Source organism: Pararhizobium polonicum, assembly GCF_001687365.1.
GTDB lineage: Bacteria > Pseudomonadota > Alphaproteobacteria > Rhizobiales > Rhizobiaceae > Pararhizobium > Pararhizobium polonicum.
Map to the genome: position 1 here is coordinate 70,427 of NZ_LGLV01000006.1, position 18,705 is coordinate 89,131.

General features: G+C 60.7%; 16 protein-coding genes and 1 pseudogene. 10 read left to right on the plus strand and 7 right to left on the minus strand.

The genetic code is table 11. The features are described from left to right. Window positions 1-22 precede the first annotated feature (22 nt). Together ADU59_RS09230 and ADU59_RS09235 are read right to left on the minus strand one after the other, a co-directional pair. Window positions 23-1,228, minus strand: coding sequence for a CaiB/BaiF CoA transferase family protein (locus ADU59_RS09230; RefSeq protein WP_068953820.1), 1,206 nt, complete (start codon window positions 1,226-1,228; stop codon window positions 23-25). Next, the gene (locus tag ADU59_RS09235; protein ID WP_068954115.1) at window positions 1,228-2,415 is read right to left on the minus strand and encodes a CaiB/BaiF CoA transferase family protein; all 1,188 of its coding nucleotides are present in this window, start codon (window positions 2,413-2,415) and stop codon (window positions 1,228-1,230) included. Before ADU59_RS09235 ends, ADU59_RS09230 begins: the two co-directional genes overlap by 1 nt. Window positions 2,416-2,604: 189 nt before the next feature. Here ADU59_RS09235 and ADU59_RS09240 point away from each other — a divergent pair, with 189 nt between their 5' ends. After that, window positions 2,605-3,507 (plus strand): LysR family transcriptional regulator, encoded by a 903-nt coding sequence (locus tag ADU59_RS09240; protein ID WP_068953821.1) that lies wholly within the window; start codon window positions 2,605-2,607, stop codon window positions 3,505-3,507. Window positions 3,508-3,741: 234 nt separating this feature from the next. Here ADU59_RS09240 and ADU59_RS09245 read toward each other — a convergent pair. Both ADU59_RS09245 and ADU59_RS30595 read right to left on the minus strand, forming a co-directional pair. Next, window positions 3,742-3,945: pseudogene (locus tag ADU59_RS09245) on the minus strand (IS6 family transposase); the annotation flags it as partial. Between the two features lie 38 nt (window positions 3,946-3,983). Further along, on the minus strand, window positions 3,984-4,121 hold the full coding sequence (locus ADU59_RS30595; protein ID WP_158515709.1) for a hypothetical protein: 138 nt from the start codon (window positions 4,119-4,121) through the stop codon (window positions 3,984-3,986). A gap of 193 nt (window positions 4,122-4,314) precedes the next feature. On the opposite strand from ADU59_RS30595, the gene ADU59_RS09250 reads away from it, so the two are divergent. The 9 genes from ADU59_RS09250 (at window position 4,315) to ADU59_RS09290 (ending at window position 14,168) form a co-directional block, all read left to right on the plus strand. Further along, window positions 4,315-5,463 carry a transporter substrate-binding domain-containing protein gene (locus tag ADU59_RS09250; protein WP_068953823.1) on the plus strand — a complete coding sequence of 383 codons (1,149 nt, stop codon included), beginning with the start codon at window positions 4,315-4,317 and terminating at the stop codon, window positions 5,461-5,463. A 12-nt stretch (window positions 5,464-5,475) separates the two neighbouring features. Beyond that, window positions 5,476-6,084, plus strand: coding sequence for an ANTAR domain-containing response regulator (locus ADU59_RS09255; RefSeq protein WP_068953824.1), 609 nt, complete (start codon window positions 5,476-5,478; stop codon window positions 6,082-6,084). A 248-nt stretch (window positions 6,085-6,332) separates the two neighbouring features. Continuing rightward, on the plus strand, window positions 6,333-7,583 hold the full coding sequence (locus tag ADU59_RS09260) for a transporter substrate-binding domain-containing protein (protein WP_068953825.1): 1,251 nt from the start codon (window positions 6,333-6,335) through the stop codon (window positions 7,581-7,583). Window positions 7,584-7,739: 156 nt separating this feature from the next. Beyond that, window positions 7,740-8,633, plus strand: coding sequence for an urea ABC transporter permease subunit UrtB (gene urtB / locus ADU59_RS09265; RefSeq protein ID WP_068953826.1), 894 nt, complete (start codon window positions 7,740-7,742; stop codon window positions 8,631-8,633). Window position 8,634: 1 nt separating this feature from the next. Continuing rightward, a complete protein-coding gene (gene urtC, locus ADU59_RS09270) occupies window positions 8,635-9,774 on the plus strand; it encodes an urea ABC transporter permease subunit UrtC (protein ID WP_068953827.1) in 1,140 nt (379 codons plus the stop codon). Between the two features lies 1 nt (window position 9,775). Beyond that, entirely contained in the window at window positions 9,776-10,525 is a 750-nt protein-coding gene (urtD, locus tag ADU59_RS09275; protein ID WP_068953828.1) for an urea ABC transporter ATP-binding protein UrtD, read from the plus strand. Further along, window positions 10,525-11,220 (plus strand): urea ABC transporter ATP-binding subunit UrtE, encoded by a 696-nt coding sequence (gene urtE, locus ADU59_RS09280; RefSeq protein WP_068953829.1) that lies wholly within the window; start codon window positions 10,525-10,527, stop codon window positions 11,218-11,220. Before urtD ends, urtE begins: the two co-directional genes overlap by 1 nt. A 26-nt stretch (window positions 11,221-11,246) precedes the next feature. Further along, window positions 11,247-12,998, plus strand: coding sequence for a nitrilase-related carbon-nitrogen hydrolase (locus tag ADU59_RS09285; protein WP_083198185.1), 1,752 nt, complete (start codon window positions 11,247-11,249; stop codon window positions 12,996-12,998). A 12-nt stretch (window positions 12,999-13,010) separates the two neighbouring features. Continuing rightward, window positions 13,011-14,168, plus strand: coding sequence for an iron-containing alcohol dehydrogenase (locus tag ADU59_RS09290; RefSeq protein WP_068953831.1), 1,158 nt, complete (start codon window positions 13,011-13,013; stop codon window positions 14,166-14,168). A gap of 317 nt (window positions 14,169-14,485) precedes the next feature. Here ADU59_RS09290 and ADU59_RS09295 read toward each other — a convergent pair whose 3' ends face one another. Genes ADU59_RS09295 through ADU59_RS09305 form a run of 3 tightly spaced genes read right to left on the minus strand, consistent with a single transcriptional unit; the run spans window position 14,486 to window position 18,700 of the window. Then, window positions 14,486-16,198: a dihydroxyacetone kinase family protein gene (locus tag ADU59_RS09295; protein WP_068953832.1), complete on the minus strand. Its 1,713-nt coding sequence runs from the start codon at window positions 16,196-16,198 to the stop codon at window positions 14,486-14,488. 17 nt (window positions 16,199-16,215) lie between these two features. Then, entirely contained in the window at window positions 16,216-17,310 is a 1,095-nt protein-coding gene (locus ADU59_RS09300) for an ABC transporter ATP-binding protein (RefSeq protein ID WP_068953833.1), read from the minus strand. 34 nt (window positions 17,311-17,344) lie between these two features. Beyond that, window positions 17,345-18,700, minus strand: a complete 1,356-nt coding sequence (locus ADU59_RS09305) for an FGGY-family carbohydrate kinase (RefSeq protein WP_068953834.1) — start codon at window positions 18,698-18,700, stop codon at window positions 17,345-17,347. Window positions 18,701-18,705 lie beyond the last annotated feature (5 nt).

Consider the following 18,705-nt stretch of genomic DNA (forward strand, 5'->3'; position numbering starts at 1 on the left):
GCCCGAAGGCATGGTGCTGGCGTCATCGGTCGGGCTCGGCCTGCCCGATGACGCTTTTTCCGATGAGTTCGGCCTGCCTTTCGGCATTCAAACCCAGTTCAGTCATGATCTCCCGGCTGTCGATGCCGGGATAAAGCGGCATGCGCCGGAGCGGTGGCGTGGCGCCGTCGTAGCGAAGCGGATGGTTGATGAGCGTGGCGGCCCTGCCGTTGACGTCGATCTCGCCGAACACACCCATGTGGTTGGCCTGCGGGTCATCGCGCAGGTCTTCGTAGGACTGGACACGCTCGAACCAGACGCCATGTACATTGAAGACAGCCTCGACCTCTGCAAAGGCGCGTGGGGCAAGGGTGGCTGCCATTACCGCCGCATAACGGTCGCGCTCGGCATAACGGTCGATCGAGGACAGTGCCCGCAATTCGTCGCTGTCGAGCGCTTCGGCAAGCTTGCCGGCGTCGTTCATCGACAGAACGATGTGTGCATCGGCGAGCTTGTACAGGCCGTAGGGCGCGTCGTGGTACCAGCTGCCGCAATTGCGGCCGCGCTTGATCCGGCTCGCCCTGTCCGGGGCGGCATAATATTTGGTCAGCGCCTCAACCTGGAGATCGATGGCCGCCGCAAACAGGCTGGACTCGACCCGCGTGCCTTCGCCCGTCTGCAGGCGGCGGACATAGGCGCCGAGAATGCCCATCGCCAGCAGCGAGCCGCCGTGCTGATCAATGACCGCGGCACCCACGACCGAGGGGCCTTCCTCACCGCCGCCGGTCGCAGCAACGAGGCCGGAGCGGGCCTGCATCAGCAGGTCCTGGCCCGGCCGGCTGGCCGCCGGGCCGGTTGCACCCAGCCCGGATGCGGAGGCGTAGATGATGGAGGGGTTGATCTTACGCACTGCCTCATAGCCGAGGCCGAGACGGTCGAGCACGCCTGGCCGGTAGTTCTCGACCAGAACATCGGCGCCGGTGATCAGCTCGCGGGCGATGGCAAGGCCCTCTTCCGACTTCAGATCGATGGCGATCGAACGCTTGTTGCGGTTGACTGCCAGCGAGAAGGCGCTGACATCCGTCACCCAGGAATTGCCGCCCGACCAGTGACGCTCGAAGGCGCCCTTCAGCGGTTCGATCTTGATGACGTCTGCGCCCATGTCGGCGAGATACTGGCAGCAGGCAGGTCCCTGCAGGTAATGACAGAGGCTGACGACCTTCATGCCTATATTCAGCGAGCCAGCCATCAGTTCGCTCCGACTGCGCCGGTTGCGACAAGCGCTTCGATTTCGCTCTGGCTGTAGCCGGCTTCGCTGAGGACTTCGCGGGTCTGGGCGCCGAGGCGTTGCGGCGCCAGTCTGACATCCGGCGACTGGCCGTCGTAGCGGGCCGGGTGCATGACCATGGTCACGGGTGCGCCGTAGGCACCCTCAACCGTCTTGAAGGCGCCCATGTGAACGAGCTGCGGATCGGCCCGAAGATCCTGGTAATCCTGAACGGGCGCATGCCAGATCTTGTCGGCTTCGAGCAACGGCAGCCATTCTGCTGTCGGCTTCTCCTTCAGTTTTTCGGCCACTGTGAGCGTGATCTGCTCGCGCCGGGCAAAGCTGTCTCCATCGGTAAAGCTTTCAAACGCGGTAATTCCGAGCGCCGCGCCGAGTGCTTTCGGGGTGGCCATCGAGACGGCGAGATGGCCGTCGGCGGTGGCGTGGATACCGTAGGGGCCGGGCGAGAACCACGAGGCGATCCCGGCAGGCCCACGCGAGGCGGGCGAGGACGCGCCATTCAGCCAGGCTGTCAGCGGCTCGACCTGCAGGTCGATCGCCGCCTGGTAGAGGTTGACCTCGACAAGCCGGCCTTGGCCGGTCTTGGCCTTGGCAAAGAGGGCGGCAAGGATCGCCGTGCAGTAGAGCGAGGCGGCATGCTGGTCGATGATGACGGCGCCGATCGCCGTCGGCGGACCATCGGAGCGGCCGGTACGGGCGGCAAGGCCCGACATCGCCTGCAGCAGGAGATCCTGGCCGGGGCGATCGCGATACGGGCCATCCGTGCCGAAGCCGGTCGCCACCGCGTAGATAAGGCCGGGATTGATCGCCTTCAGCGTCTCGTAGCCAAGCCCCAGTTTTTCCATCGTGCCGGGCCGGAAGTTCTCCATGACGACATCGGCGCTTTCGACCAGCTTCCGGACTGCCGTGACCCCTCCGGGATCTTTCAGATTGACCGCGATACTCCGCTTGTTGCGACCGGTGGCGATATGATTGACGCTGTCTCCCTCGACGAAATGGTCCGCCACTGCCCAGTTGCGCTGGAATGCGCCTTCGACGGGTTCGATCGCGATGACATCCGCTCCCAGATCCGCCATTGTCTGGGCTGCGAGCGGGCCGGCCAGAAAGTGATTGAAACTGAGGATTTTGACGCCGGCCAGGAGATTCATGATTTCGGTCACGCTTTTCGGGGTAGGTTAAATTTTAGGCACTAACTTTTTGTGCTGAATTACAAGGCAATAATAGGGCCGGGGTCCCAAGAATGGCAATATCGGTTTCAATTATTTTATCGGTTGATTTGATAGGTTAGATGAATACAATCTGCTGATTATGTTGATTTTATTTGAGGGGTGTCAGGTGTGAACTTACGGCAACTGGAAATCCTGGCGGCGGTCATTCGGACGCATTCGACAATCGCGGCCGCCCAAGATCTGGGGATGTCGCAGCCGGCGGTCTCAAATTCCATCAAAAGCGCGGAAGCTTCGCTCGGCTTTCTGCTGTTCGAGCGGATCAACAATCGTCTGGTTCCGACGCCGGAAGCGCAGGTTCTTCTCGCTGAAGCGGAATCGCTGTTCATGATGCGTGATGCCGTCATGCAAACGGCCGCCTATCTGAAGGCCGGCCGTAAAGGCCGCATCCGGGTGGCGGCGACAGCGGAGCTTTCGGAGTCGCTCATGCCGCAGGTGATTTCCCGCTTTCTGAAAAATCACCTGGGCGTCGAAGTCGCGCTCGAAACGCATCGGCTCGATACCGTGCTGAATTACGTCGAGACCGGCGTATCTGACATCGGCTTCGCCATGGAGCCCTATCCAAGGCCGACGCTGGAGCAGAACCCGCTCGCGACACTGAACATGGTTTGCGCTTTTCCGCGTGACAGCGAACTCGGCGAGCTGCAGTTCGTCACCCCTCTGGATATTGGCGGCATGACCCTGATGAAGGCCGGCTCGGGCAGTCGTATCAGCAAACTGGTCGAGGAAGCCTTTGAGAAAAGCCGGGTGGCCTACAATCCAGGCATCGACGTGCGTTTCATGAACGTGGCTCTGTACTGCGTCGAACAGGGGGTTGGTGTCGCTATCATCGACGAGTTGACGGCATCCTGTCGGCCGCACGGGGCCATGCAGATTCGTCCGTTCAGACCCCGCCTGCAGATTAACGTTGCCGCAATCAGTTCCGTAGCACGTCCCCAGCAGCGCCTGGTAAAACTGTTGGTGAAATACGCGCGCGAAGAGATAGCCCAACGCCTGAAACAGGTATCGACCTGAACTTCTGTGCATCTGGAGGGCTGCGCATCGACTGGATCTTTGGCTTGCACGCGGTCCCAGATGGCCCGAAGTGGATTTAAACGCTTGCGGATGCGGGATCGCGTCCAGTAGCACGCGTGTGTACCGTTCTGCGGCTGTTCAGATATTCCGTCAGATCATCGCATATGCAGGGGGGCTGAGGGCTCTGTTGCACATTTCCATTTGTGCCATAATGACCGTTGGTCGGGACGTCGATTACCTGACAGCCCCGCGATTTTCCAGACTCTGAGCGAGCAGTCCTACCGCCTCCGTCAGCGCGCTTGGTACGATGCCGAAAGCACGTTCAACAATACGTGCTTCTCCACGAATATCGCCCGTTAGGTTGAAAATCGCAGCCTGTCCTTTGTGCAAAGCGCACATGACCTTGAAGCCTTTGATCGTCGCATAGGCCGTTTTCAGGGTCTTTTGACGTGTGGTCGGGTGAGCCTTCTGTTCGATCATGCGCCCAATCGGGCCATCGCGGGGTCTCGATAATCTTCCTGCTTCGTCAGTATGGCCCAAATTATCGGAGCCATTTTGTTCGCCAGTGCGATCACCTGCGGCAACACCAACTCGCCCACGGCGACGATCGCCATGACGGGGCTGCGATGCCGAGCTGATCGAGGACCCGCGAAATAACGCCGATGCGCGCCCTGCTTGAGGGATTGTCAGGCGCCAAAGAAGCTGACATCATGAGATACAGGCTCCAACGAGCTGTTGTTATTCCATGAGCAGGGTAGCTCTCGACCGGAAACGGGCGGGAGCTTTTTTATTTTTTGGTGGTCAAATATGGATTCTGATAGCTGGCGGGTGGGCGTTCTCTTCTCCGAAACGGGAGTGACCGGGGCCATCGAAAGAACCCAACGGGCAGCAACCTTGCTGGCGATTGACGAAATCAACGCCACAGGAGGCGTTCTCGGCAAACGGATCGAGCCGGTCGCCTACGATCCGCGATCGACACCGAACCTCTACAAGGAACTCGCCGTCCGGCTCTGCGACGACGATCGGGTGCGGGTCGTTTTCGGTTGCCACATGTCGAGCACGCGCAAGGCGGTTTTACCGGTGATCGAGGCGCGCGACGCGCTATTGTTCTATCCGACGCTCTACGAAGGGTTCGAATATTCCCGGCATTGCATCTATACAGGCGCAGCACCCAATCAAAACTCCGTCCAGCTGGTGGACTTCCTGACCAGGCACTATGGCAAGCGGGTTTTTCTTGTCGGCTCGAATTACGTCTACCCTTATGAATCCAACCGGACCATCAGCGATCTCTTCCTGCAGCTGGGCGGACAGGTGCTGGACGAGCTTTACGTGCCTTTGAACCTCAAGGCCGAGGACGTCGCCAAAATCATCGCGCATATTCGGGCGGCTCAGCCGGACGTCATCTATTCGACCATTGTCGGCGACGGCATCATTCCGTTCTATACCGCGTTCAAGGAGGCCGGTTTCGATGCATCGACAATGCCGATTTCAAGCCAGTCGACCAGCGAGGCGGACGTGATCCGGATGCGTCCCGACGTGGCCGAAGGGCATATCACCGCTGCCCCGTTCTTTGCGTCGCTCGATACGCCGCGCGCCCGCGCTTTCGTGTCCGCCTATAAAAAGAGCTACGGCAGGGATATGCCGCCGACAGCTCCGGCGGAAGCCGCCTATTTCCAGGTCTATCTCTATGCGGCGGCGCTTGGGCGGGCCGGCAGCGACAGGCTGGAAGAACTGCTCCCCGCGCTGTACGAAGCAGAGTACGACGCGCCGCAGGGGGTGGTGAAGATCGACCGGCTGACCAACCACACACATCTCTGGCCAAGAGTAGCTCGCGTGAATGCGCAAGGCATCTACGAGATCGTCCATGATCCTTCGCTGCGGGTCGCCCCCGATCCATTCATGCGGGAATATCGTGCGGACTTTGTCGAGCCGGCACCGCACCGCGTTCAGCGTTGAAAGGGGGCGAGGGTGTCGTTTGCACTTCTAAGAGACTTGCGGGATCTGAAGGTTCTCGTGATCCATCCTCGCACGTCGGAGGGCGATTTTCTCGTTGATCACCTGCGTCGCATCGGGTGCATGGTCAACGTCCTGTGGCCAGTGCCCGCCGAGCTGCCGCACGATACCGACGTGGTGTTCCTCGCCATGGAGGACGAGGCCAGGCCCGAAATCGAGCGTCTGCTGAAGGCCCTGCCCAATCCGGCACCGACGATGCTGGCGATCGTCGGTTATGAAAACCCCTCGACCCTCCAGATCGTGCTCGAAAGCGGCGCGCTTGCCATCGTTGAGCGGCCTATCAAGCCATTCGGGCTGCTGACCAACCTGGCGATTGCCCGCAGTCTCTGGCTCGAGCGACAGAAGCTGATCAAGGAGGCGCGCAAATACAAGCGCAAGGTTCTGGGCGACCAGAAACTCGCCCGCGCGAAGGCCATCCTGATGGCCAGCCGCGGCACCAGCGAGAGCGAAGCCTACCAGGAGATGCGCCAGCAGGCGATGGCCCGGCGCGTGCCGATCGACGACATTGCCAATTCGATCATCAACGCGGAACACCTCTTGCGCATGCCCCAAAAACATGATTAGTTTTTGTTGCGCTTCGATTGAAACGCCTCTGATACATCCCTTCCCGAACGAAGCCATGTATCGGTGTTGCATGCGGTAAAGCCGTGATGCTTTGGTGGCAAGGATGCCCGCAGGCTTTGACAAGCCTCGCGGGTTTTTTGTTGTCTGCTGACAGTGACGTCAGACCTCTATCCATATTTCCCGTATTGCGGCCTGTCCCTTCGGCAGGCGCTGCGGTCGTGTGCGCCAATCAAAAAAGGGGAACCAAGATGGTGTTCAACAGACGTGAATTTCTCAAGACAGCCGCAACCGCATCCGCGGCGCTCGCACTTCCGGCACTGGGCGGCCGGGCATTTGCCGCGGATTCCATCAAGGTCGGCGCGCTCTACTCGCAGACCGGAGGTCTCTCCGTCGCGGAAAAACTCCTGGCCAACGGTGTTATGATGGCCGTGGCCGAGATCAATGCGGCCGGCGGCGTTTTGGGCCGCCCGGTCGAGGTGGTCATCGAAGACGGCGCTTCCGATCCCAAAACCTTCAGCGAGAAAGCCTCCAAGCTGGTCCTCAAAGACAAGATCACCACGGTCTTCGGCTGCCACACCTCGGCAAGCCGGAAGGCCGTGCTGCCGATCTTCGAACGACGCGGCGCCATGCTGTTCTATCAGACGCATTACGAGGGCTTCGAGTGCTCGCGCAATGTCGTCTATTCTGGCGCGGTGCCGAACCAGCAGCTCGCCAACTACATTCCGTGGATCGTCGAAAAGCTCGGCAAGAAGAAGTTCTTCATCGTTGGCTCCAACTACGTCTATCCGCGCGAAATGGCCAAGGTCTCGAAGAAACTGATCGAGGCGGCCGGTGCCGAATGGGTCGCCGACGAATATCTGGAACTCGGCCATTCGGAATGGGCCGTGATGGTCAGCAAGATCAAGGAATCCGGCGCCGACGTCGTGCTCTCCAATGTGGTCGGAGACTCGATTATCGCCTTCTATCGGGAATTCAAGAACCAGGGGCTTTCGCAGGAGGTTATCCCGATCTGCGCGACGGTGACGTCCGAAATCGAGATCGCCGCCATGGGCGCCGAATATGCCGCGGGTAGCTACACGTCCTTCCCCTATTTCATGTCGATCGACACGCCGGCCAACACGAGCTTCATCGATCGCTTCCGGGTCTTCGTCAACGATCCGAAGGCTGTGACCTACCACTCGCTCGAAGCGGCCTATTTCCAGGTCTTTCTCTGGAAGCAGGCCGTCGAAAAATCCGGTGATCTTTCGGCGGACGCGATCCGCGCAGGCATTCGCGGCCAGACATATGAGGCGCCCGGCGGTAAGGTCACGACCGATCCCGACAACCTGCATTGCTGGCTGACGCCGCGTATCGGCCAGTGGCAGGCCGATGGCCAGAGCAAGGTGGTGGACGCCTATCCGGCGCCGATCAAACCGCTGCCTTACTCGGCCTATGGCGAGACGGAGAGCAACCTGTTCTGCACCGACAAGGGCCTGGACGCCGCGAAGCTGAAGGGCTGATCGCTTTGCATACGTGATCCCCGCATCCATCGGCTGCCGGGGTCACACATGGCAAGGCGGATCGGCCTGTTCGAGATCTTGCCCGCACCGCGATTACCGTGGGCGTGCAGAGCGCGTTACGGATCGATCCGCCGTTTTTAGCAACGGTGGTAGTTCATGCTCGACATTCTCTTTATTGGCCTCAGTCTCGGCTCTATCCTGCTTCTAGTCGCACTCGGCCTGGCAATTACATACGGCGCCATGGGCGTCATCAACATGGCACACGGCGAAATGGTCATGGTCGGTGCTTATGTCGCTGTGTTGTCGGGCATCTGGCTCGATGCCAATCTCTTTGTCGCCATTCCCCTTGCCTTCGTGGCAACGGCGCTGCTCGGCCTGCTGATTGAACGTCTCGTGGTGCGGCGGCTCTACGGCCGGCTGCTCGATACGCTTTTGGCCACCTGGGGCATCGCCATGCTGCTTCAACAGGCCGTTCGGCTGGAATTCGGACTGTCCTTCTTCGGTGTGCACATCGAAGGACTGGGCTCAGGTCTTCAGAACGTTGCCGTGCCGCCGTCTCTGCAAGGCACGCTCCATCTCGCAGGAGCAGAGATCAATGCCTATCGCACCTTCATCATCGGTGTCACGGCGCTCCTTACGCTCATGACATGGTTCATTCTCTATCGCACATCGGCGGGGATGCAGGTGCGCGCCATTATCCGCAATCCAAAGATGGCGGCGGCCTGCGGCATCGATGTCAAGCGCGTCAACGCCATGACCTTTGCCTTCGGTTCGGGCCTTGCGGGCGTGGCCGGCGTCATGATGTCCGGCTTCAAGACGGTTTTTCCCGACATGGGCACGACAATGGTTGTGGACGGCTTCATGGTCGTGGTGACCGGCGGTGTCGGAAGCCTGTTCGGCACACTCCTTTCATCGGGCCTGCTCGGCGAGATCAATGCGCTGGTGGCCATCGGGACCAACGACATCCTGGCGCGCGCGGTCGTGTTCGGCGTCGTCATCCTCGTCATTCTGGTCAAGCCCAGCGGGCTGTTTTCCTTCAAGGGACGCTGACATGAGCATCGAACGAAAATTCCAGATCGCCGCCTATGCCCTGTTCATCATCGTGATCTTCGCGGCTCCGGCGTTCGGCGACGAATTCTGGCTGAATCGCATCTCCAAATACCTCGTCTACGGCATGCTCGGCGTCGCCATTGCGCTGACCTGGGGCTATGCCGGCATCCTCAATCTCGGTCAGGGACTGTTTTTCGGCCTCGGGGCCTACATGCTCGCCATGTCGCTGAAGCTATCGAGCCTGACCAGCCTGCAACAGGGTTCCGACAGCCCGGTTCCGGATTTCATGCTGTGGAACGCCGAACCAGGCGCTCCGACGGAACTGTGCTGCATCACCAACGGCTCCTTTCTCTGGCTGCCGTTTCAGAGCCAGTGGGTGGGACTCATCCTTGGTATCGCACTACCGGTGCTGATTGCCGGCCTGCTTGGCATGCTGGTTTTCCGCAAGCGCATTTCCGGCGTGTTCGTCTCGATCATCACACTGGCTCTGGTGCTGCTGGTGCGCCTGCTGGTGGTCGACGCTCAACCTGTCACCAACGGCTTCAATGGCCTGACGGATCTCGGCTGGCTGACGATCGGCGGAATCGAGTTCGATCCCTATAGCCGCTCCACCTATTATCTCTGTGCCACCTCCTTGTCCCTGGTGCTGATCGGGGCCCGGCTATTGGTCGAAACGCGTGCCGGCATGATCCTTCAGGCCATTCGCGACGATCAGCTACGGGCACGCTATCTCGGCTTTGACGTCTCGCTCTATCAGGCCTTCTTCTTCCTGATATCGGCAGGCATCGCCGGTCTTGCCGGCATGCTCTATGTGGTGGTGGCGGAATTCGCCTCACCGACCTTCATGGACCTGTCCTTCTCGGTAACCATGGTCGTCTGGGCGGCCGTCGGCGGCCGATCTTCCCTGCTCGGCGCCTGCATCGGCGCCATTCTGATCAACATGATCGAGGCGCAGGTCAGTGAAACCGAAGCGCTGGTCGAAGCCTGGAAGGCCATCATCGGGCTGATCTTCGTGCTGGTCGTTCTGTTCATGCCGCGCGGCCTTGGCGGCGTTGCCCATGACGCGGTCCGGCGGTTTGCTCGCGGCCGCAAGCGCGATGAGCCGTTCCCGGTCCTGCAACAGCAAAGCGAGGCAGTCTGACATGGCAAAGATTGCATTGACCATTGACGGTTTGAGTGTCGATTTCGGTGGTTTCCGGGCCGTCAACAATGTCGGCATGACCGTCGAAGACGGCGAACTGCGGGTGCTGCTGGGCGCAAACGGAGCCGGGAAAACGACGCTGATGGATCTGATCAGCGGCAAGACTCACAGCACCAAGGGCAAAGTCTTCGTCTATGACAGGGAGATCACCAACTGGCCCGAACACCGCATCGCCCGCTCCGGGATCGGTCGAAAATTCCAGATCCCCAGCATCTTTCGAGAGCTGACCGTTCGCCAGAACCTGGAGGTGGCGAACTGCCGGAACCCATCGGTGCTTGCCAACCTGCGCTTCGGGTTTTCACGCACCGAAGCGGATCGGGTCGACGAGGTGCTGCTTCTGACCGGCCTTGCCGGGGAGCAGAACCTGATGGCGGCCTATCTCAGCCATGGCCAGACACAGTGGCTGGAGCTCGGCATGCTGATCGTACAGGATCCGAAGGTGGTGCTGCTGGACGAGCCGACCGCCGGCATGACGCAGGCGGAAACCCGCAAGACGGCGCAGATCATCAACAATCTCAAAGGCCGACATACGATCCTTGTCGTCGAACACGACATGGGATTCGTCCGCGAAATCGCCGAACGCATCACGGTTCTGCATCTCGGAGAGGTTCTGGCGGAAGGGTGTGTCGAGGATATCGAGCAAAACCCGAAGGTCCGTGAAGCCTATCTCGGTTCGAAAGGAATTTCTTGATGCTGTCTTTGAAAGATGTGCACAGCTACTATGGGCGCAGCCATATCCTGCACGGAATCACCCTCGACATTCCCGCCGGAAAGGTGACGAGCATTCTGGGCCGCAACGGCACCGGCAAGACGACCCTTCTGAAAACACTGATGGCGCTGACCGACCGCATGACCGGAGAGATGCGGCTGGAAGGGGCCGACGTGGCGTTGGCGCCGACACATCTGCGGGCCCGGGCCGGGATCGCCTATGTGCCGCAGGGGCGCGAGATCATTCCGGATTTCACCATCCGCGAAAACATCCTGATGGGCGCTTTTGCCCGCAGTGATGGCAAGCGGGAAATTCCCGCGCTGGTATACGAGCTCTTTCCCTATCTGATCGCCAATCTCGACCGTCCGGGCGGTGTCCTGTCGGGTGGTCAGCAGCAGCAGCTTGCCATCGCACGGGCGCTTGCCGCCGACCCGAAGGTGCTTCTCCTCGATGAGCCGAACGAGGGCATCCAGCCTTCTATCGTCGAGGAGATTGAAAAGATCATCATCCGCCTCAACCGCGAGATCGGCATGACCGTCATCCTTGTCGAGCAGAACGTCAGTTTCGCCCGTCAGGCATCTCACCAGTTTGCCATGCTGGAGAAAGGGCGTGTCGTGGCGGCGGGCGCCATCGACACGCTTTCGGACACACTTGTCCACCGGCATATGGCCGTCTGAAGCGGCCGGCACATATCATCCAGACAATAGGAACATCCATGACATCGACACCGAGCTATACCGCGGCGGCTATCCAGTTCGAACCGACCATGTTCGAAAAGGCACGTAATATCAGCCGTCTTGCAGCGCTTTGCGAAGAGGCCGCGCAAGCCGGCGCGCGCCTGATTGTCACGCCTGAAATGGGCACCACCGGATATTGCTGGTTTGACCGGGCCGAAGTGAAGCCTTTCGTCGAAACCATCCCCGGCCCGACCACCGATCTTTTCCAGACGATCGCCGCCAAGCACTGCTGCTACATCGTCATCGGCATGCCCGAAGTCGACCCGGCGAGCGATCTTTATTATAACACCGCCGTCCTGATCGGACCGGACGGCGTGGTGGGACGGCATCGCAAGTCACACCCCTACATCGCCGAACCGAAATGGGCCGCCAATGGCGATATCGTCCATGAGGTCTTTGAAACGCAGATCGGCCGTATCTCCATGCTGGTCTGCATGGATCTGCATTTCTTCGAAACGGCGCGGCTGGAGGCCTTGGCAGGTGCCGATGTCATCTGCCACATCTCCAACTGGCTGCAGGAGCGCACGCCGGCGCCTTACTGGATCAACCGTGCCTTCGAAAATGCCTGCTACGTCATCGAAAGCAACCGCTGGGGACTGGAGCGTACCGTGCAGTTTTCCGGTGGCAGCTGCCTGATCGAGCCGGACGGAACGGTGTCGGCCTCGATCGATACCGGCGACGGTATCGCCTACGGCACTATCGATCCCGCCCGCGCCCGCCGCCGGGAGGTTCTATCGGAACCGGTGTTCAAGGCCCGGCGGCCGGAACTGTACATGAACATGATGACCAACAGCTTTACCTGGAACCCGGGCGACTATTTCCGTCTTTACGGCTATCAGCCGATCCCCCGCGGGCGCACCTCGCAGGCGGCGGTCGCGCAGTTCGCACCAACGGCCGTGGTCGCTGACAATCTCGCCCGCATCGGCGCCATGGCTGCACAGGCAAAGGCGGCCGCAGCGCCCGACATTCTTGTCTTCCCCGAACTGTCGCTGACGGGGCTGGAGGCACCCGGAAGCCGGGCCGAGCCGCTGAGTGGCCCGACAGTCTCTGCCTTCGTGCGTCTTGCGATGAAGCTCGGTTTCTATCTTGTTGCCGGATTTGCCGAAGCGGATGGCGACAAAGTTTATAACAGCGCGGTTCTTGCCGGCCCCGAGGGGCTTGTGGGCAGCTACCGCAAGACACATCTCGGCGTTGCTGACAGCTGGGCGACGGCTGGCGACGAATGGAAAGTCTATGATCTTGCCATCGGCCGCGTCGGCCTGGCGATCGGCCATGACGCGCTCTATCCGGAAGCCATCCGCTCGCTGTCTCTGATGGGATGCGACGTGGTTGCCTGCCCATCGGCCATCGCAGGCACGTTCACCGGCAGCCACAACGGCACGAAAATTCCGCACAACTATCCGATCCCGAAGGGCGCCGATCCCTATCACTGGCATGCCTTGCGTGTGCGTGGCGGTGAGAACAATCTCTATTTCGCCTTCGCCAATGTGCTGGACCCGGCTCGGGGATATCACGGCAAAAGCGCTGTCTTCGGACCGGATTCCTTTGCATTTCCACGCCAGGAGTCTGCGATTTTGGACGAGGACGGGATTGCCGCGGCAACGGTGGACACCACCAATCTCGATACGCCTTATCCGACGAACGTCGTCCGGAGAAAGGATCTCGTTGTCATGCGCCAGCCGCATCACTATCAGCCGCTCGTCAAATGGCATCAGTGAGAGGCCGGAAAAATGTCCACATTCACTTTTGCAACCGTCCCGCAGATCATCGCAGGCCCGGGTTGCATCGCCAGACTTTCGGAGCTGACGAAAGCCCTGCTCGGCCCGCGTGTCACGGTGATTTCGGATGAGGGGGTGGTCAAGGCGGGGCTGGTTCAGACGGCCTTGACGAGCCTTTCGGCAGGCGCCGCCGAGACATCGATCTTCACCGGCGTTGTCGCCGATCCGCCGGAAGACGTCATTCACGCTGCAGTGGCGCACGCTATCGGTTTCGGCGCCACCGGTGTGCTCGGCATCGGCGGCGGCTCGTCGCTCGATGTCGCAAAGCTGGTGGCCCTGCTCTGCAAAAGCGGCGAAGCACTCGACGATATCTATGGCGTGGCTAAGGTAAGCGGACGGCGCTTGCCGCTGGTGCTTGTTCCCACAACTGCGGGCACCGGGTCTGAAGTCACACCAATTTCTATTGTCACCACGGGCGCATACGAGAAAAAAGGTGTCGTGTCGCCGGTGTTGCTGCCGGATGCTGCCCTTCTCGATGCCGAGCTGACCCTCGGTCTTCCGCCGGCTGTGACGGCTGCAACGGGGATTGATGCCATGGTACACGCCATCGAGGCCTTCACTTCTGCAAGCGCGAACAACAATCCGGTTTCCCGTGCTCTTGCCAAGGAGGCACTTCGGCTTCTCGGGGCGAATATCGAGACTGCCGTGATGGAAGGAGCCGATCTGGACGCCAGGCAAGCGATGCTGATCGGTGCCATGCAGGCTGGCCAGGCCTTTGCCAACTCGCCGGTCGCGGCCGTGCATGCTCTCGCCTACCCGATCGGCGGCCGCTATCACATTCCGCACGGCCTTTCCAATAGTCTGGTCCTGCCGCATGTGCTGCGCTTCAACGCGACGGTGTGTGGTGATGCCTATGCGGAATTGGCCCCGTGCCTCTTTCCTCACCTTGAGCCTGCCTGCCGGGAAGAGCGGCTTTTGGCTTTCATCGAGGGATTGGCTATGCTCCCTCTGCGCCTGAACCTGCCCACGCGGCTGCGGGATGTCGGCATTCCCAGAGGCGATCTATCTCTGCTTGCGGCAAGCGCAATGGAACAGACGCGGCTTCTGGTGAACAATCCCCGTGCGATGTCGCAGTCGGATGTCACTGAGATCTACGAGGCGGCTTGGTAAAGAGAAGCCTGCATTCAGGGGCAAGGCGCTGACAAAGTTTTCCACCTGGACGCTGGTATTGTAGCTGACCGGCCGGAATAAACCCGGCCAGTGGTCGGCTGTCCTCTTGTCGAGCATGGCCGGGAATGTTTGCCGTGAAGAGCCACGCCGCCGTTCACCGGTTTGTTTTCGTTGAGGGTTACAGTCTATGCGGGGCCTCTCAGGTCTTCGGTTTAAGCCGTGAGACGGTATCGAGGATGTACCGGTTCTCGCTTCCGCTCCGATCGAGTGTCAGACAATGCAAACTCTTTGGGCTCCTCCGTGCCGATCTGGAAAGCTCAATGGACGAAAATGAACGCCGATAAAAAGGCGGAGATGGCCCTCAGCCATACCGTTACCGCGACCGCTCCCCCGTCCGGGTGTCCGATAGCACGGTCGCCGAGATAGCTCGCTCGACCCAGACGAGGACGCATCGAACTCGTGGCGTCCGCCCCGGCTATGCCTGCGCCTATCGCGTTTTGCCATGCGGTTGCCGTCGGCGCGCCGGCGGCGAGGGCACCTGCGAAAGCCTGAGCGGCAGGGTTCAGGGCGTCGATCATCGTTCTGTCGCCAGGCTTCGCGCCACCGAGATCAGATATTGCCTGAACGGCGGCGAGAAACGCTTCTGAGTACTGGGCTGCCGTTGGTTCGTCCAAACCAGCGAGGTGTCTGGACGCCCGCATCAATGCCGTGGCGTAGAAGGGGCCGGAACTGCCTCCGATCGCTTTTCGCATCGCATTTGCCGTAGCCATCAAGCCGCTGGCGACGTCGCTGAAGCTTTCTTTTGGGAGCGCAAGCACAGCTTCAGCACCACGCTTCATGCTCGTTCCGAGGTCTCCGTCTCCGGTGAGGCTGTCCAGCTCGGTGAGCTGTGGCTCTGCGGCGATCAATGCGCGGGCGATCGTTTCGATAGCCTTCCGCAATCGGGTGCCGGCGTCCGTGGTCTTGCCGCTGGACACCATGTCTTCTCCGCCCGCCGTCGATGACAATACACGCCGTTTGTTGACGGCTCCGCCCCGCGGCCACGCGATGGCGTCTGTAAAGGAGTCGATGAGGGTAAGGTCCTGGTCGGAAACCGGTAGTAGCGACAACGAAAAACCTGGCATGTCCAATGCGGACAAGAAGGTTCCGGCCCAGGCCCGCTCTACGGTCACGCCCATTCTTTCGAGGATTGCGACTGCAGACCGGGCGACGATGGAGAGTTCCATGGGCGGCGTAGACCCAAGTCCGTTGACCAGCAGTAGAACCCGGTCACCGCTTTTGACCTTTCCGTCGGCTTCGATCGTTTCTATGACGAGCGAAGTCAGCTGCTCCGCGGACGCGATCGGCATCCGGCGGACACCCTGTTCTCCGTGGATGCCAAGCCCGACTTCGATCTCCTCGTCGCCGAGTCCGAAGCCAGGTTTCCCGACGGCCGGAAGAGTGCAGGACCCCAACGCGATTCCCATCGAGGAGAGACGATCGGCGGCCGAACGAGCAACCCGGGCGACGTCGGCAAGCGGCAGACCCTGTTCTGCCGCGGCTCCTGCAAGTTTGTGGACGAGAACAGTCCCGGCAATGCCGCGGCGGCGGTCCGCGGGTACGGTGTCCTTGAGGGCGACGTCGTCAGCGACGACGACAATCTCGACCGGAATCCCGTCTGCGCGGGCAAGTTCCGCCGCCAGGCCGAAGTTTAATCTGTCTCCGGTGTAGTTCTTGACGATTACCAGCGCACCCGCCGGTCCGGATGCGGCTCTGATCCCGGCCAGCACCGCGTCGGCGCTGGGAGACGTGAAGACATCACCGGCGACGGCGACGGTCAGCATGCCTCTGCCCACGTAACCGGCATGAGCGGGTTCGTGGCCGCTGCCTCCGCCCGACAGCACTGCGACTTTTCTCTGACTGGCCTCGGGAAGGTCAGATCTTATGACGACGTTTTCGTCGGCGAGCAGGACGGTGGCCGGAGAGAGCGCGACAACTCCCTCCAGCATATCACGCACGACCGTAGACGGCTCGTTGATCAGCTTCTTCATAATTCTCTCCGGAACGGTCAGTTGGCGGGCGTGAGGACAGAACGCTCGCTCACGCTATCAAAGGCATGGATGGTATTCGGTCGATGCACGAGCACGATTTCTTTCCCGACTTCGACTTCGGGGCCCCGTTCGAACTGGGCTGAGACGAGATTGCGACCGACCGCAACCTGTATCATCACCTGAGACCCGAGCGGCTCAATAAGCTCAATGCGCCCCTTGACCGTGCCGGCGTCTGCCTTCACTTCGTCGAGTTGGGGGGAAAGGTGTTCGGGGCGGATTCCGGCGATCATTGTTCCGGCTCTATTGCGCAGGGCATCGGCCACGGTACCCTGCGGCACCAATTTGAAGCCCGGGCCGACGAGCGCCCCATTCTCAATTTCGGCGTTCACGAAGTTCATCGGAGGACTGCCGATGAATCCGGCGACGAACGTGTTTACCGGGGTATCGTAGATATTCTGTGGCGTGTCGATCTGCTGGGCGACGCCACCACGCATGACCACGATCCGGTGACCCATCGTCAAGGCTTCGAGCTGGTCATGGGTTACGTAGAACGTCGTGATTTTGAGGCGGCGGCAAAGCTTGACGATCTCCGCACGCATTTCGATCCGAAGCTTCGCATCGAGATTGGACAGAGGCTCGTCCATAAGGAACACACGCGGTTCCCGCACGATGGCCCGGCCAAGCGCGACACGCTGACGTTGTCCACCCGAGAGCGCGGATGGCTTGCGCTCGAGAAGCGCTTCGATGTCCAGCGCCTTTGCGGTCTTTCGTACCTGAGCGTCAATCTGCTGTTTGGACCATTTCCTGACCTTGAGGCAGAAAGCCATATTTTCATAGACGGTGAGATGCGGGTAGAGGGCGTAGTTCTGGAAAACCATCGCGACGTCCCGTTCAGACGGGCTGTATTCGGTTACGTTTTCGCCATCGATGCTGATCCTGCCCGATGTCGAGCCTTCGAGACCCGCGATCATTCGCATTGTTGTTGTCTTGCCGCAGCCAGACGGCCCGACGAGCACAACAAATTCACCGTCCTCCGTCGTCAGGTTGAGGTTATCGACGGCATTGAACGCGCCGAACGATTTGTTGAGGTTTTCGATTGCGATGACGGACATAAATTCCTCCCGGATGTTTGCAGATCAGTCGGCGTCAAATCGCCTGACGTATCGAGGCGTCGTAAAACGCCTGGTATCTATCGTCGTAGAATCGGGCCCAGTGCGGGTCCGGATCGATCGTCTGCGTCGTGACTCCAGTGGTGAAGTCGACGACCTCGCCGAGCCCCTCAGCCGCGAGCAGAGCGGCTCCGGCGACCGCAGGTTCCTGCACGCTAAGCACCCGAATGGAGCGGCCAAAGATGCTGGCCCGCAATTCGAGCAGGCTACGCGAACGGCTCCAGCCCCCGGTGGCGTAGATTTCCGTGTCCCGGACGCCGGCGAACCGCATGTGATCAAACATCCGTCGCGCCGTGATCCCGGCCATTTCCAGAACGGAACGTGCGTCCGGCATCGCCGGCAGGTCGGCGGCAGACGCGAAGAAGTTCGGCTCACCCGGAATTTTGGGCATCGCCAGGATGGGGCGGATATCGAGGCCTTGCGATTGCAGAGATCGAACCGCTGACGAGAATTCGAAAACGCCAAGGCACGCGACACCGATCTTTGCCTGCACCGGAACCGTGAACGCCAGATACCGATCGAACCGATCCAACGGGAACGATGCGGTTTCGCCGTAGATGACATTCGCCGTGCCGATCGAGTCCACCCGGGCCACTGGATCGATCCTCTGGATCATCGCCGCGGCGACCGGATGATCGTGTCCGCCTGCGACAACGAGCGTGTCGTCGTTCGCCGCGCCCGCGGAGATAAGGCGACCGGGCCGCATAGTACCGATGGCTTCGCCTGCTCGCCGTACTGCCGGGAGTTCGGGCGACCCGCATATTTCGAGCAGTTCCGCGATCCACGCGCGTCGGCCAATGTCATAGCATCCCGAGCGGGACGCCAGCGTTTCGCTCATGAACGGCTGACCGGTCCAAACAACGGACGGATAGTCCGTCAATGCGATCCACGTGCTATGCTGCGCAAAGAGTTCCGGCCGGTGGCGGCGTAGCCACAGCCACTTCGCTCCCGTCCGGGTATGCTCCATTTCTATCCCCGCTCGCGTCGTCGCGAGCGCGTTTTGCCTTATCTGCGTGGCCTCGCCCACCGCGCGTCGATCGTACCATGGGATGGCCTGGTCCAGCGGGGTTAGCGTCTGGTCGATGAAAATACCGTCTTCACCGACACCCGTCGTCGCGATCGCCGAGAGCCGCATACCTCCGCCGACCGCACTCCACCCTTCGATGATGAGGTCTTCAATCGCGCCAACGAGCTGGCTTGCGTCCACGCCGGCACCAATCGACGCCGCGGTGCGCGGTGTCAAAACGGCACGCGTCCATCTGGAAACACCCGTCCCATCTACGATCGAGACCTTGAGATTGGTCGTCCCGATATCGACGCCGCACACTAGCATTCCAT

What these genes read in the sequence shown, in the direction of transcription:
- ADU59_RS09295 (WP_068953832.1), bottom strand. Translation starts at nt 16,198, where the DNA reads ATGAAGAAGCTGATCAACGAGCCGTCTACGGTCGTGCGTGATATGCTG.
- urtB (WP_068953826.1), top strand. Translation starts at nt 7,740, where the DNA reads ATGCTCGACATTCTCTTTATTGGCCTCAGTCTCGGCTCTATCCTGCTT.
- ADU59_RS30595 (WP_158515709.1), bottom strand. Translation starts at nt 4,121, where the DNA reads ATGGCGATCGTCGCCGTGGGCGAGTTGGTGTTGCCGCAGGTGATCGCA.
- ADU59_RS09305 (WP_068953834.1), bottom strand. Translation starts at nt 18,700, where the DNA reads ATGCTAGTGTGCGGCGTCGATATCGGGACGACCAATCTCAAGGTCTCG.
- urtE (WP_068953829.1), top strand. Translation starts at nt 10,525, where the DNA reads ATGCTGTCTTTGAAAGATGTGCACAGCTACTATGGGCGCAGCCATATC.
- ADU59_RS09230 (WP_068953820.1), bottom strand. Translation starts at nt 1,228, where the DNA reads ATGGCTGGCTCGCTGAATATAGGCATGAAGGTCGTCAGCCTCTGTCAT.
- ADU59_RS09260 (WP_068953825.1), top strand. Translation starts at nt 6,333, where the DNA reads ATGGTGTTCAACAGACGTGAATTTCTCAAGACAGCCGCAACCGCATCC.
- urtC (WP_068953827.1), top strand. Translation starts at nt 8,635, where the DNA reads ATGAGCATCGAACGAAAATTCCAGATCGCCGCCTATGCCCTGTTCATC.
- urtD (WP_068953828.1), top strand. Translation starts at nt 9,776, where the DNA reads ATGGCAAAGATTGCATTGACCATTGACGGTTTGAGTGTCGATTTCGGT.
- ADU59_RS09300 (WP_068953833.1), bottom strand. Translation starts at nt 17,310, where the DNA reads ATGTCCGTCATCGCAATCGAAAACCTCAACAAATCGTTCGGCGCGTTC.
- ADU59_RS09235 (WP_068954115.1), bottom strand. Translation starts at nt 2,415, where the DNA reads ATGAATCTCCTGGCCGGCGTCAAAATCCTCAGTTTCAATCACTTTCTG.
- ADU59_RS09290 (WP_068953831.1), top strand. Translation starts at nt 13,011, where the DNA reads ATGTCCACATTCACTTTTGCAACCGTCCCGCAGATCATCGCAGGCCCG.
- ADU59_RS09250 (WP_068953823.1), top strand. Translation starts at nt 4,315, where the DNA reads ATGGATTCTGATAGCTGGCGGGTGGGCGTTCTCTTCTCCGAAACGGGA.